Source organism: Streptomyces sp. NPDC013157 (assembly GCF_042899865.1).
GTDB lineage: Bacteria > Actinomycetota > Actinomycetes > Streptomycetales > Streptomycetaceae > Streptomyces.
In genome coordinates this window covers 41,629-54,549 of record NZ_JBIBAK010000018.1, presented here as the reverse complement: position 1 = coordinate 54,549, position 12,921 = coordinate 41,629, and the positions used below count along the sequence as shown (strand labels likewise).

The window sequence follows — 12,921 nt, the reverse complement described above, 5'->3', positions numbered from 1 at the left end:
GCCCGGCGGACTTCGGCGCTCCGGTTTCGTTCCGGGGCACCCCCTTCACCCCTCGTTCACCCGTTCCACCCAGGACTGAGGGATTCCGGGAGCACTCTCCCCCTCGTGAGACGTATCGCGGGAATCGTCCTCGCGGTGCTGCTGATCGGTGGCGTGGTGGCTGCCGTCGTCGCAGGCCGGCATGGGGATGACAAGGGCACGGCAACGAAGACCGTGCGCGGTGTGATCGGTTCGGAGAAGTCGGACTTCTTCGCCGATCCCGATGTGGTGAAGGCCCTCGCCGCCAAGGGCTACACCGTGAAGACGGAGGCGTCCGGATCCTGGGCCATGGAGGATCTGGACCTGAAGGGCTACGACTTCGCCTTCCCGTCCAGCTCGGCGCCCGCCGACACGCTGGCCGCGAAGTACCACGCCCGCCAGCCCCTCCCCCGCCCCTTCTACTCGCCCCTCGTCGTGGTCGCCCACCGCAGCGCGGCCGAGGTGCTGGCCGCCAACGGGCTCGCCGTGCTCGACGGCAAGGGCAAGGGGACCCTGAAGATGGCCGCGTACCTGGACGCCGCCCGGCACGACCGGACCTGGCAGCAGCTCAAGGGGGCGAAGGCCCACGGGGAGCTGACCGGGACGCTGTACATCACCAGTACGGACCCGGAGACCTCCAACTCCGGCGCGCTGTACCTCGCCGCCGCCTCCTATGCAGCCAACGGGGGGAGGGTGGTGGCGAGCGACGCCGACGTCGCGAGGACCGCGCCGCTGCTGCACAAGCTGGTCAGCGTGCAGGGGGCGCAACAGCCCAGCAGTGACTCGGTGTTCAGGGACTTCATCAGCGGCGCCGGCAACCCGCTGGTGTGCCTGTACGAGTCGCAGGTGGTGTCGCTGCTCGCGGAGCGGCACGGCGCCGACGACCTCGTCGTCCTCTACCCGGACACCACGGTCAACAGCGACCACACCATCGTGCCGCTCGACGACGCCGGCCGGCAGCTCGGCGAACTCCTCAGCACCGACCCGACGCTGCGCAGGCTCGCCGTCAAGCACGGCTTCCGGCCCCAGGGCGACTCCGCCGAGTTCGTCAAGGACACCGCAGACCGCGCCGCCTACCTCAACCAGACACTGACCGGCGTCCGGCAGGCGCCCGTGCCCACCTCCGCGGTGCTGCACGAGATGGCCCGCCGGGCGCGCGGCTGACGGGGGGACCCTGTGAGCAACTTCGACAAGATGAGGCCGAGCGGCGGCGAGCACCCGCCCACGCTGAGCGGTGAGGACGTCTTCACGCTGACCCCGCCCGAGGCGGTCGCGCCCGTGCCGCGGGAGAAGGCCGGCGGGCTGGTGCCCGTCGACGACGGCGTCCGTACGGACATGGCGTGCAAGGCCTCCGACTACGTCCGGGACCTCGCCGCCCTGGACGCCCGCTCACCGGAGTTCGCGAGCAAGGTCGGCGAGATCACCGGCCTCGGCGCCGGCGAGATGCGCTCCGCCGCCTCGCAGTCCAACCGCATGCTGGAGCGTGCCGTCCGCAGCCTGCCCGACAAGGGCGGTGACGCCCAGGCCAAGGTGGCCGGCTCACTGGTCGAACTCCGCCGGGTCGTCGAGGACCTGGACCCGCGCGACCTGCCCGCGAGCAAGGGCCGCAAGTTCCTCTCCCGGCTGCCCGGCGGCAACAAGCTCCGCGATCACGTCGCCAAGTACGCCTCCGCGCAGGGGACGCTGAACAAGATCGTGGGGTCGCTGCGCGGCGGCCAGGACGAACTGCGGCGGGACAACGCGGCGTTGCAGACGGAGCGGGTGCGGCTCTGGGAGACCATGGGCAAGCTCCAGGAGTACGTGGTCCTCACCCAGGCCCTGGACACCGCCGTCGAGCAGCACGTCGCCCGGATCCCGGACCCCCAGGAGGCCGACGCGGTAAGGGCGGACGTGCTCTTCCCGGTCCGGCAGAAGCACCAGGACCTGCTCACCCAGCTCGCGGTGTCCGCGCAGGGCTACCTCGCGATGGACGTCGTACGGCGCAACAACGACGAGCTGATCAAGGGCGTCGAGCGCGCCGCCACCACCACCGTCTCCGCGCTGCGGATCTCGGTGATGCTGGCCTCCGCGCTCGACAACCAGAAGAAGGTGATCGAGCAGGTCAACGCGTTGCGCGGGACGACCGAGGAGCTGATCCGGGGCAACGCCGAGATGCTCGCGACCCAGAGCGGGGAGATCCAGCGCATCGCCGCCGACCCGGCCGTGGGCGCCGAGACGCTGCGCGCCGCGTTCCAGCAGATCTACCGGACCCTCGACGCCATCGACACCTACAAGGTGCAGGCGACCGAGGCGATGGCGACCACCGTGCAGTCCCTCACGGACGAACTCCACCAGGCGAGCGCCTACCTGGAGCGCAGCCGGTCGAAGAGCGCGCTGGAGGGCGGCCTCGCATGAGCAGACGCCCGCTCCTCGCCCTCCTCGCGACGGCGGCCGTCGTCCTGGCCGGCTGCACCTCCGAGGACCACGGCGACGACTCCACGGCCCCGAAGCCCGGCACTCTGCGGGTCCTCGCCTCCTCCGAACTCAGCGACATGACCGCCGTCTTCGACCGCGTCCGCAAGGACACCGGGGTCACCGTCCGTCCCACCTACATGGGCACCCTGGACGCCATCGACCTGCTGGCCAGGGGGAAGACGGACGGCAGGTACGACGCGCTCTGGCTGTCCTCCGACGACTACCTGCGGCTGCGCCCGGAGGCGGCGAAGAAGGTCGTCTCCGAGACGTCGATCATGTCCAGCCCGGTCGCGATCGGCGTGAAGACGGCCACCGTGCGGTCGCTGGGCTGGAAACCGGCCGACGTCACCTGGTCCCAGGTCGAGCAGGCCGTGGAAGCCGGCAGGCTGACGTACGGCATGACGGACCCCGCCCGCTCCAACTCCGGCTTCGCCACGCTGGTCTCGGTGGCCTCCGCGCTCTCGGGCGCCCAGTCGGCGCTCACGGACGACGACGTCACCAAGGCGACTCCCCGGCTGAAGAGGTTCTTCCAGGGCCAGACCCTGACCTCGGGCTCCTCCGGCTGGCTGGCCTCGGCCTACCGGCGGCGCGGCAACGTGGACGCCCTGCTCAACTACGAGTCCGTGCTCCAGGGCATCTCCGGTCTCACCGTGATCCGCCCGAAGGACGGCGTGGTCACCGCCGACTACCCGTTCTCCTCCCTGGCCTCGACCTCCTCCGCCACCCGCGAGGACGTCCGCAGGGTGACCGAGGACCTGCGCACCACGGCCGTACAGAAGCTCATCACGGACACCACCCACCGCCGCCCGGTCGTGGCCTCCGTCGCCCCGGCCGCCGGCCTGGGCACCGGCCGCCGCCGCGAACTCCCCTTCCCCGGCACCAAGTCGGTGGCCGACGGACTCATCTCGGCGTACGAGAACGACCTGCGCCGGCCCTCCCGCACGGTCTACGTCCTGGACACCTCGGGCTCGATGGAGGGCGACCGCCTCTCCCGCCTGAAGGCGGCCCTGACCGGCCTGACCGGCGACTTCCGCAACCGCGAGGAGGTCACCCTGATGCCGTTCGGCTCGGACGTGAAGAGCGTCAGCACCCACGTGGTCGACGACAAGGCCGACCTCGCCGCGATCCGCAAGGACACCGACGCCCTGCACGCCGACGGCAACACGGCGATCTACACCTCCCTGGAGAAGGCGTACGCGCAGCTGAACCCCTCCCAGGAGACCTTCACGTCGATCGTGCTGATGACCGACGGCGAGAACACCACGGGCGCCAAGGCCGGTGATTTCGACGACTTCTACAACAAGCTCTCCGCCGACCGGCAGCAGATCCCCGTCTTCCCCATCCTCTTCGGCGACTCCTCCCGTGCCGAACTCCAGCACATCGCCGCTCTGACCGGCGGCCGTCTCTTCGACGGCCGGCAGGGCTCCCTGGACGGCGCCTTCGAGGAGATCCGTGGCTACCAATAAGGCCCTCGCCTACCTGGAGTCCCGCAAGAACCTCACCGGTTCGGCGGGCGGTCTGCTCGGCCTGGTCCTGACGTTCACGGGCGTGGCCGGCCCGTACTGGCCGGTGGTGGTGGCGGGCCTGTACGGCGCGGGCGCGCTGATCGCCCCGCCGGAGCGCCCCGCGCTGCCGGACTTCCCGACGCCCTCCGCCCAGCTGGAGGAGGTACGGGCCGACTTCCGCAAACTGGAGACCTACCTGGCGGAGGTCGGCCTGCCGGCCACGACGGAGACCCGTCTCGCCGAACTGACCGGCCTGCTGACGGCGTTGCTGGACCCCGGCTGGGCCGCCGAACTCCTGGCCCAGGACCCGGAGGGCGTCCACGTCCTCTCGCGAACGGTCCGGCAGGACATCCCGGAGGCGGTCGACAGCTTCGTACGCACACGGTGGTGGACGCGTCTGACACCCGGGCAGGAGCCGCCGGAACGGCATCTGGAGCGCCAGCTCGGCCTTCTCAAGGAGGAGGCCGTGCAGTTGGCGGCCGGGCTGCGGGACACGGAGGCCAGGCGCCAGGAGACGCACACCCGGTACCTGGAGGACCGGAGCAACTGAGCGCCCCCTTCGGGGTGCTGGGGGAGGAACTGCGCGACCACCACGACGGCGCAGCAGATGAACGACGACCCATCCCGGCCCCCGCGGTGCGCGGGGGCCGGAGCGGGTGCTCAGGGACAGCTGATGCGGCCGTCGCCCGGGTCGGTGGTGCAGGTGTCGAAGCCGAGCCCGCCGTTGGCCGTGTCGTTGCCTGACACACCGTCGGTGGTGATCACCCGGTCGTTGCCGGCGGACCCGTTCACCGTGTCGTTGCCCGGGCCGCCGTACAGCGTGTCGTTGCCGGCGCCGCCGTCGATGGTGTCGTTGCCGTAGTCGCCGTAGACGGTGTCGGTGCCGCCGTTCCCGTTGAGGGTGTCGTTGCCGCCCAGGCCGCAGATCACGTCGTTGCCGATCGTGCCGTTGAGGGTGTCGGCCCCGCTGGTGCCGATGATCGTGCAGCCCCGGGAGTTGTTGACGGTGCCGGTCGCCGTGGCGGTGTTGTTGCCCGTGGCGGGGTCGGTCTGGGTGGCCGCGGCCCTGGCGGTGTTCGTGAGCGTGCCGGTTGCGCGGGGTTCGGCGACGACCGTGACCGTGGCGCTCGCGCCCGGGGCCAGGGTGCCGAGGGCGCAGGTGGCGCCGGTCGCGGTGGTGGTGCAGCTGCCCTGGGAGGGCGTGGCGGAGTTCAGCGTCGCGCCCGCTCCGGAGAGGGAGTCGGTCAGTGTGACGCCGGTGGCGGACGCGGTGGAGGCGGTCGCGTTGGCCGCGCGGACGGTGTAGGTGGCCCACCCGCACAGGCGAAGGCCTGCCGTCCCCGCGTCCGTCGGGGCGGACGGAGGCGGACGACGGCAGGCCCAGGAGCCGCACACGCCGTTGTGCGCGGCCTCGCCGGTTCACACCGCGGCCGGTCGTGACGATCGCTGGTCAGGGCACACCCGTACCGGCCGCGGAGTCTTCAACTCGGGGACTCAGCCGAGCCGCTCCACCAGCGCCCGGTACTCGGCCCACAGCTCCTTCGGCGTGTGCTCGCCGAAGGTGTTCAGGTGGTCGGGGACGAGCGCCGCCTCCTCCCGCCAGACCTCCTTGTCGACGGTCAGCAGGAAGTCGAGGTCACTGTCGTCGAGGTCGAGCCCGTTGGTGTCGAGGGCGTCCCGGGTCGGCAGCACGCCGATCGGCGTCTCCACGCCGTCCGCCTTGCCGTCCAGCCGCTCCACGATCCACTTCAGGACGCGGGAGTTCTCGCCGAAGCCGGGCCAGACGAACTTGCCCTCGTCGTTCTTGCGGAACCAGTTGACGTAGTAGATCTTCGGCAGCTTGGACTGGTCCTTGTCCTTGGCCACATCAATCCAGTGGGCCATGTAGTCGCCCATGTTGTAGCCGCAGAACGGCAGCATCGCGAACGGGTCGCGGCGCAGCTCGCCGACCTTGCCCTCGGCGGCGGCGGTCTTCTCGGAGGCCACGTTGGCACCGAGGAAGACGCCGTGGTTCCAGTCGAAGGACTCGGTCACCAGCGGTACGGCGGTGGCGCGGCGGCCGCCGAAGAGGATCGCCGAGATCGGCACGCCCTTGGGGTCCTCCCACTCCGGCGCGATGATCGGGCACTGGGCGGCGGGGACGGTGAAGCGGGCGTTGGGGTGGGCGGCCGGGGTCTCGGAGCCCGGCGTCCAGTCGTTGCCCTTCCAGTCAGTGAGGTGGGCCGGGAGTTCCTCCGTCATGCCCTCCCACCAGATGTCGTCGTCGTCCGTCAGCGCGACGTTGGTGAAGACCGCGTTGCCCCACAGCGTCTTCATCGCGTTGGCGTTGGTGTGCTCACCGGTGCCGGGCGCGACGCCGAAGAAGCCGGCCTCGGGGTTGATCGCGTAGAGGCGGCCGTCCTCGCCGAACCGCATCCAGGCGATGTCGTCGCCGATCGTCTCGACGGTCCAGCCGGAGACGGTGGGCTCCAGCATGGCGAGGTTCGTCTTGCCGCAGGCGCTCGGGAAGGCTGCGGCGACGTACTTCGACTCGCCCTGCGGGGGCGTGAGCTTGAGGATCAGCATGTGCTCGGCGAGCCAGCCCTCGTCGCGCGCCATGACGGAGGCGATGCGCAGGGCGTAGCACTTCTTGCCGAGCAGGGCGTTGCCGCCGTAGCCGGAACCGTAGGACCAGATCTCGCGCGACTCGGGGAAGTGCGAGATGTACTTGGTCTGGTTGCACGGCCAGGGGACGTCGGCCTCGCCCTCCGCGAGCGGGGCGCCGAGGGTGTGGACGGCCTTGACGAAGAAGCCGTCTTCGCCCAGCTCGTCGAGGACGGCCTGGCCCATGCGCGTCATCGTGCGCATGGAGACGGCGACGTACGCCGAGTCCGTGATCTCCACGCCGAGGGCGGACAGCGGCGAGCCGAGGGGACCCATGCAGAACGGGACGACGTACATCGTCCGGCCCTTCATCGAGCCGCGGAACAGGCCCTTCTCGCCCGAGAAGATCTCCCGCATCTCGGCGGGTGCCTTCCAGTGGTTGGTCGGGCCGGCGTCCTGCTCCCGCTCGGAGCAGATGAACGTGCGGTCCTCGACCCGGGCGACGTCGGTCGGGTCGGAGGCCGCGTAGTAGGAGTGGGGGCGCTTGATCGGGTCGAGCTTCTTGAAGGTGCCCTTCGCCACGAGCTCCTCGCACAGTCGCTCGTACTCGGCCTCGGATCCGTCACACCAGACCACGCTGTCCGGCTGCGTCAGTTCGGCGATCTCGTTGACCCACGAGACCAGTTCCTGATGTTTGGTGGGGATGACGGTGGGAGCCGCGATGTCGCGCGCCACGATTGCTCCTAAATGAGGGATTTTTGATCTTGTGGCCCTGTTTCAGGCCTTGTTGCCCCGTGGGGGCTGCGACCCGGATGCTTCGTAGCCGCTCATCCGGTGTCGACCGCACTCATTTGATCCTCCGACTCGATCACCCATCTGTCCAGAGGGAGTCACAGATGAGCGACGTGAGGAAGGCCACGGTTTCTGCGCCCACCTGCGTTTCTTTGCGTCCATATTGAGTTCGCCTCAAGGTCTTTTTGCCCACCCCTGTGGGCGCGATCGAGGCGCCGTGAGACGATGGCCACTCCGGCGCGACCATCGAGCGAGACTGATCCGTAACTTACGGTTCCGTAGGTACGATGCCCCTCATGACTGCGTCCGTCCCCGACGCGCCCACGGAACCGCCGGCCGCCGGCCGCGGTTCCGCCGCGCTCTCCTCCCTGTCGCAACAGGTCAAGCCCAAGCTGCGCGGCTGGCTGCACCTGGGCATGTTCCCGGCCGTACTCATCGCGGGCCTCGTCCTCACCGCTCTCGCCGACTCGCCGCGCGGCCGGATCGCCTGCGGGATCTACGTCCTGACGGCGTGCCTGCTGTTCGGCGTCAGCGCGCTCTACCACCGGGGCGACTGGAGCCCGCGCATGGACGGCATCCTGCGCAGACTCGATCACGCCAACATCTTCCTGATCATCGCGGGCACCTACACGCCCCTGACCATGCTGCTGCTGCCCGGAGCGAAGGGGCAGTGGCTGCTGTGGGGCATCTGGGGCGCGGCGGCCGCGGGCATCGTCTTCCGGGTCTTCTGGGTCGGCGCGCCGCGCTGGCTGTACACACCCTGCTACATAGCGATGGGCTGGGCGGCGGTCTTCTTCCTGCCCGACTTCATGCGCACCGGCGGTATCGCGGTCCTGGTCCTGGTGGTCGTCGGCGGCCTGCTGTACAGCGCGGGCGGCGTGATCTACGGCATCAAGCGCCCGAACCCGTCACCTCGGTACTTCGGCTTCCACGAGGTGTTCCACTCGCTCACGCTGGCCGCGTTCGTCGTGCACTACGTCGGCATCTCCCTGGTGGCCTACCAGCACGCGTAGCCCCCACCGCCGCTCCTCCGAGTGGCCACGGCTCCCCGGCCGTGGCCACTTTTTTCATGCCCTCTTCCACATTACGACACCGACTCGCCATTGACAGCTACCAGATTTTGAGAGCTACTCTCATTTCATGGCTACTGTCACTCATGTCGATGAGACACATCAGAACCCCCGCCGCTGGTGGGCCCTCGGTGCCCTGGTCGCGAGCATGCTGGTGCTCGGCTTCGACACGACGATCCTCAACGTTGCCCTCCCGACGATGGCCGGTGAGCTCGGCGCCACCACCAGCCAGCAGCAGTGGATGGCGGACGCGTACGTCATCGTCTTCGCGTCGCTGATGCTCCCCGCCGGACTCCTCGGCGACCGCTTCGGCCGCCGCCGGATGCTCGTCGTGGGCCTGCTGATCTTCCTGGCCGGCTCGGTGATGGGCTCGCTGGCCGGCGACGTGAACTGGGTGATCGCCGCCCGCGCCGCCATGGGCATCGGCGCGGCGCTGGTGATGCCGCTCGCGATGTCGGTGCTGCCCTCGCTGTTCGGGCCCGCCGAGCGCACCCGGGCCGTCGGCATCGTCTCGGCCGCCTCGGCGCTCGGCCTGCCGCTCGGCCCGATCATCGGCGGCTTCCTGCTCAACCACTTCTGGTGGGGCTCGGTCTTCCTGATCAACGTGCCGATGGCCGCCATCGGCGTCGCCGCCTGCGTCTTCCTGCTCCCCGAGACCAGCGACCCCGCCTCCCCCAAGGTCGACACCCTCTCCACCGCGCTCACCGCGATCGGCCTCGGCGCCCTGGTCTACGCGATCATCGAGGCCCCCGACCGCGGCTGGGGCGACCCGCTGGTGCTGGCCCTGTTCGCGGTCGCCGCCGTCCTCGTCACCGCCCTGGTGCTGCGCGAACGCCGGGCCCACCGCCCGATGCTCGACATGGGGCTCCTGACCCACCGCGGCTTCCTGCTCAACACCCTCGCCGCGACGCTCGTGATGTTCGTGCTGTCCGGCCTGCTGTTCGTACTCCCGCAGTACCTCCAGGCGGTCCTCGGCCACGACGCCTTCGGCACCGGCCTGCGGCTGCTGCCCATGATGGGCGGCCTGATCATCGCGGCCCGCGCCGCCCAGCCGGTCGTCGCCCGCTTCGGCGCCCGCGCCGTGGTCGCCGCGGGCCTGGTCGTGCTCGCCTTCGCGGCCCTGCTCGGCAGCCGTACCTCGGTGAGCGACGGCTACGGCTTCACCGCGCTGTGGCTGTCCATCGCCGGCCTCGGCTTCGGCTTCTCGGTGGTCCCCTCCATGGACGGCGCCCTCGGCGCCCTGCCCGCGGACCGGGCGGGCAGCGGCTCCGGGCTGCTGATGACGACGCGCCAGGTCGGCGGCGCGATCGGCATCGCCCTGCTCGGCAGCCTGCTGGCCGGTACCTTCCGCGACCGCCTCGACGTCAGCGGGCTGCCCGCCCCGCTCGGCCACACCGCCGGCGAGTCGGTGGTCGCCGCCCACCTGGTCGCCGGGAAGACGGGCTCCGCCCACCTCGCCGCCTCCGCGAACGCCTCGTACGTCCACGGCATGGGCCTGGTCCTGCTGGTGTGCGGCATCGCCGCGCTCGCCACCGCCCTGCTGGCCGCCGCGTTCCTGCCGAACACCCCCCTCGCCCGCCGAACCGAAGGGAACGAGTCCCCTGACGTGGCTCCGGCCACCGCAGATGCCGGACAATGACCGGCATGACGGCACCGCACACCTCCCCCCAGCCCGGCCTGCGGGAACGCAAGAAGATCAAGACCCGCGAGGCGATCCGCACCGCCACGTACGCGCTGGTCGAGGTGCAGGGCTGGGACGCCACGACGATCGAGCAGATCGCGGAGCGGGCCGAGGTGTCGCCGTCGACGGTCTTCCGGTACTTCCCGACCAAGGAGGACATCGTCCTCACGGACGAGTACGACCTGGTCATCCTGGAGGAGCTCCGGGCGCGGCCCGCGGACGAGCCGTGGCCGGTGTCCCTCCGCCACGTGATGCACCGGGCGATCCGGCTGGGCGTCAAGGACGATCCGGTGGTCTCCCGGCTGCGTACCCGGCTGATGGTCGAGGTCCCCTCGGTGCGCTCCCGGATGATGGAGAGCATGTCGTCCACCGGGCGCCTGCTCTGCCAGGCCATCGGGGAGCGCACCGGCCGTGACCCCGACAGCCTGGAGGTCCGGGTCTACGCGATGTCCTTCGTCGGCGGGCTGATGGAGGTCTCGATGTACTGGGCGGAGAACCAGCACGAGGGCGACTTCGAGGCCCTCGTCGACCGCGCCCTGGACGTCATCGAGCACGGCCTGTCCCCGGAAAACCACTGAGGTCACAGCCGTCCCCCGTGCCATCCTGACCAGGTGAACGCTTCCCAGATCCAGGTCGAAGTCGCCCCCGAGCTGGCCCTGTTCGTCCCGCACGCCCGCCGCGTCGGCGTCCACCCCCTGACCGTCGACGGCGTCTCGACCCTCGGTCACGTCATCGAGTCCCTGGGCGTCCCCCTGACCGAGGTGGGCGCCCTGGTGGTGGACGGCCGCGAGGTCCCCGTGGCCCACGTCCCCGCGCACGGCGAGCGGGTCACCGTACGCCCGGTCACCCGCCCCCAGCACGTCCCCGGCGCCCCGCTCCGCTTCCTCCTCGACGTCCACCTCGGCACCCTCGCCCGCCGCCTGCGCCTCCTCGGCGTGGACACCGCGTACGAGTCGACGGACATCGGCGACCCGGCCCTCGCCGCCCGCTCGGCGGCCGAGAAGCGCGTGCTGCTGAGCCGCGACCGGGGCCTGCTGCGCCGCCGCGAACTCTGGGCGGGCGGCTACGTCTACAGCACCGGCCCCGACGACCAGCTCCACGACGTCCTCGACCGGTTCGCCCCCGACCTGCGCCCCTGGACCCGCTGCACCGCCTGCAACGGCCTGCTCAGGGAGGCGACGAAGGACGAGGTGGCGGACCAGCTGAAGGGCGGGACGCAGAAGTCGTACGACGTCTTCGCGCAGTGCGCGGAGTGCGGCCGCGCGTACTGGAAGGGCGCGCACCACCAGCAGCTGGAGGCCATCGTGGCACGCGCCCTCGCCGAGTTCGCCTGAGCCCGTACCTGAACCGGCCGGGCCCCGCGGTCAGTTGCGGCCCAGCGCCCGGTACTCCCAGCCGGCCGCGCGCCACTGGGCGGGGTCGAGGGCGTGCCGGCCGTCCACGACCCGGCGGCGGTTGACCACCGCGCCCATGGCATCCGGGTCGATCTCCCGGAACTGCGTCCACTCGGTGAGCAGGACCACGACGTCGGCGCCGGTGGCGGCCTGCAGCGCGTCGGTCCCGTACGCCAGCTCGGGGTGGACGCGGCGGGCGTTGTCCATCGCCACCGGGTCGTAGACCGTCACCCGGGCGCCGGCCCGGTGCAGGGAGGCGGCGACGTCCAGCGCCGGGGCGTCCCGGATGTCGTCGGAGTTGGGCTTGAAGGCCGCCCCGAGCGCGGCCACCTTCGTCCCGGCGAGATCGCCGCCGACCAGCTCGCGGACCAGGTCGACGGTGCGGGCCCGGCGGCGCTGGTTGATCGCGTCCACCTCGCGCAGGAAGGCGACCGCCTGCGCGACGTCCAGTTCCTCGGCACGGTGGATGAACGCCCGGATGTCCTTGGGCAGGCAGCCGCCGCCGAACCCGAGACCCGGCTTCAGGAACCGGCCGCCGATCCGGTCGTCGTAGGCCAGCGCCTCCGCCAGCCGGTGCACGTCGGCACCGGTGGCCTCGCAGACCTCCGCCATGGCGTTGATGTACGAGATCTTCGTGGCCAGGAAGGAGTTGGCGGCGACCTTGACCAGTTCGGCGGTCGGCAGGTCGGCGACCACCACCGGGGTGCCCTGGGCGATGACGGGCGCGAACGCGGCGCGCAGCTGCTGCTCCGCCCACGCGGACTCGGTGCCGAACACCAGCCGGTCGGGGTGCAGGGTGTCCTCCACGGCGAAGCCCTCCCGCAGGAACTCCGGGTTCCAGGCCAGCTCCACGGCGTCCCCGGCCGGGGCGGTGGTGCGGACCAGCTCCGCGAGGCGGGCCGCGGTGCCCACCGGTACCGTCGACTTCCCGACCACCAGGGCGCGGCGGTTCAGGTGCCGGGCCAGCTCGGTCACCGCACCCTCCACATAGGTCAGGTCCGCGGCGTAGGAGCCGGGCTGCTGCGGGGTGCCCACGCAGACGAAGTGGATCTCGCCGAACTCCGCGGCCTCGGCGAGGCTGGTCGTGAAGTGCAGCCGGCCGGATTCCTGGGCCTTGACCAGGAGTTCGGGCAGTCCTGGCTCGAAGAACGGCACCTCCCCGGCTCTCAGCAGCTCGATCTTGCCGGGGTCCACGTCGACGCCGAGCACCTCGTAGCCGAGCGCCGCCATGCACACGGCGTGCGTGGCGCCCAGGTAGCCGGTGCCGATGACCGTGAGACGGGGGGCGTCGGAGCCGACGGTGCCGTGGATGGCGGCGGGAAGAGTTTCCATGATGCCTCCGAGGGGGTTTCCGGGCCGAAAGCGCGCATGCCGAGGACGCGCGTGGGTGAAGTGGGTGAAGGAGAGGGAACCGCGGCCGTACG

At 70.9% G+C, this 12,921-nt stretch carries 11 protein-coding genes; 8 read left to right on the top strand and 3 right to left on the bottom strand.

Going from position 1 to position 12,921, the window contains the following annotated elements; all coding sequences use genetic code 11:
* Positions 1 to 105: 105 nt before the first annotated feature.
* The 4 genes from ACFY6U_RS40310 to ACFY6U_RS40295 are packed head-to-tail and all read left to right on the top strand — an operon-like array spanning position 106 to position 4,527.
* Positions 106 to 1,182, top strand: coding sequence for a hypothetical protein (locus ACFY6U_RS40310; protein ID WP_390046452.1), 1,077 nt, complete (start codon positions 106 to 108; stop codon positions 1,180 to 1,182).
* Positions 1,183 to 1,212: 30 nt separating this feature from the next.
* Entirely contained in the window at positions 1,213 to 2,412 is a 1,200-nt protein-coding gene (locus tag ACFY6U_RS40305) for a toxic anion resistance protein (RefSeq protein ID WP_390046778.1), read from the top strand.
* Positions 2,409 to 3,938 (top strand): substrate-binding domain-containing protein, encoded by a 1,530-nt coding sequence (locus ACFY6U_RS40300; protein ID WP_390046450.1) that lies wholly within the window; start codon positions 2,409 to 2,411, stop codon positions 3,936 to 3,938. Before ACFY6U_RS40305 ends, ACFY6U_RS40300 begins: the two co-directional genes overlap by 4 nt.
* Positions 3,925 to 4,527, top strand: a complete 603-nt coding sequence (locus ACFY6U_RS40295) for a hypothetical protein (RefSeq protein WP_390046448.1) — start codon at positions 3,925 to 3,927, stop codon at positions 4,525 to 4,527. Before ACFY6U_RS40300 ends, ACFY6U_RS40295 begins: the two co-directional genes overlap by 14 nt.
* A gap of 110 nt (positions 4,528 to 4,637) precedes the next feature.
* On the opposite strand, the gene ACFY6U_RS40290 is transcribed toward ACFY6U_RS40295, so the two are convergent.
* Together ACFY6U_RS40290 and ACFY6U_RS40285 are read right to left on the bottom strand one after the other, a co-directional pair.
* Positions 4,638 to 5,372: a calcium-binding protein gene (locus tag ACFY6U_RS40290; RefSeq protein ID WP_390046446.1), complete on the bottom strand. Its 735-nt coding sequence runs from the start codon at positions 5,370 to 5,372 to the stop codon at positions 4,638 to 4,640.
* A gap of 99 nt (positions 5,373 to 5,471) precedes the next feature.
* The gene (locus ACFY6U_RS40285) at positions 5,472 to 7,295 is read right to left on the bottom strand and encodes a phosphoenolpyruvate carboxykinase (GTP) (RefSeq protein WP_390046444.1); all 1,824 of its coding nucleotides are present in this window, start codon (positions 7,293 to 7,295) and stop codon (positions 5,472 to 5,474) included.
* 353 nt (positions 7,296 to 7,648) lie between these two features.
* On the opposite strand from ACFY6U_RS40285, the gene ACFY6U_RS40280 reads away from it, so the two are divergent.
* From ACFY6U_RS40280 to ACFY6U_RS40265, 4 genes are all read left to right on the top strand, one after another.
* Entirely contained in the window at positions 7,649 to 8,365 is a 717-nt protein-coding gene (locus tag ACFY6U_RS40280) for a hemolysin III family protein (RefSeq protein ID WP_390046442.1), read from the top strand.
* Between the two features lie 127 nt (positions 8,366 to 8,492).
* Complete coding sequence (locus tag ACFY6U_RS40275) at positions 8,493 to 10,061, top strand: DHA2 family efflux MFS transporter permease subunit (RefSeq protein WP_390046440.1); 1,569 nt, start codon at positions 8,493 to 8,495, stop codon at positions 10,059 to 10,061.
* A 5-nt stretch (positions 10,062 to 10,066) separates the two neighbouring features.
* Positions 10,067 to 10,681 carry a TetR/AcrR family transcriptional regulator gene (locus ACFY6U_RS40270; RefSeq protein ID WP_390046438.1) on the top strand — a complete coding sequence of 205 codons (615 nt, stop codon included), beginning with the start codon at positions 10,067 to 10,069 and terminating at the stop codon, positions 10,679 to 10,681.
* Positions 10,682 to 10,714: 33 nt separating this feature from the next.
* Complete coding sequence (locus tag ACFY6U_RS40265) at positions 10,715 to 11,437, top strand: Mut7-C RNAse domain-containing protein (RefSeq protein ID WP_390046436.1); 723 nt, start codon at positions 10,715 to 10,717, stop codon at positions 11,435 to 11,437.
* A 30-nt stretch (positions 11,438 to 11,467) separates the two neighbouring features.
* On the opposite strand, the gene ACFY6U_RS40260 is transcribed toward ACFY6U_RS40265, so the two are convergent.
* Positions 11,468 to 12,829 carry a UDP-glucose dehydrogenase family protein gene (locus ACFY6U_RS40260; RefSeq protein WP_390046434.1) on the bottom strand — a complete coding sequence of 454 codons (1,362 nt, stop codon included), beginning with the start codon at positions 12,827 to 12,829 and terminating at the stop codon, positions 11,468 to 11,470.
* Positions 12,830 to 12,921 lie beyond the last annotated feature (92 nt).

Coding starts and splice junctions, on each gene's coding strand:
- ACFY6U_RS40305 (WP_390046778.1), top strand. CDS start 1,213: ATGAGGCCGAGCGGCGGCGAGCACCCGCCCACGCTGAGCGGTGAGGAC.
- ACFY6U_RS40300 (WP_390046450.1), top strand. CDS start 2,409: ATGAGCAGACGCCCGCTCCTCGCCCTCCTCGCGACGGCGGCCGTCGTC.
- ACFY6U_RS40280 (WP_390046442.1), top strand. CDS start 7,649: ATGACTGCGTCCGTCCCCGACGCGCCCACGGAACCGCCGGCCGCCGGC.
- ACFY6U_RS40275 (WP_390046440.1), top strand. CDS start 8,493: ATGGCTACTGTCACTCATGTCGATGAGACACATCAGAACCCCCGCCGC.
- ACFY6U_RS40270 (WP_390046438.1), top strand. CDS start 10,067: ATGACGGCACCGCACACCTCCCCCCAGCCCGGCCTGCGGGAACGCAAG.
- ACFY6U_RS40260 (WP_390046434.1), bottom strand. CDS start 12,829: ATGGAAACTCTTCCCGCCGCCATCCACGGCACCGTCGGCTCCGACGCC.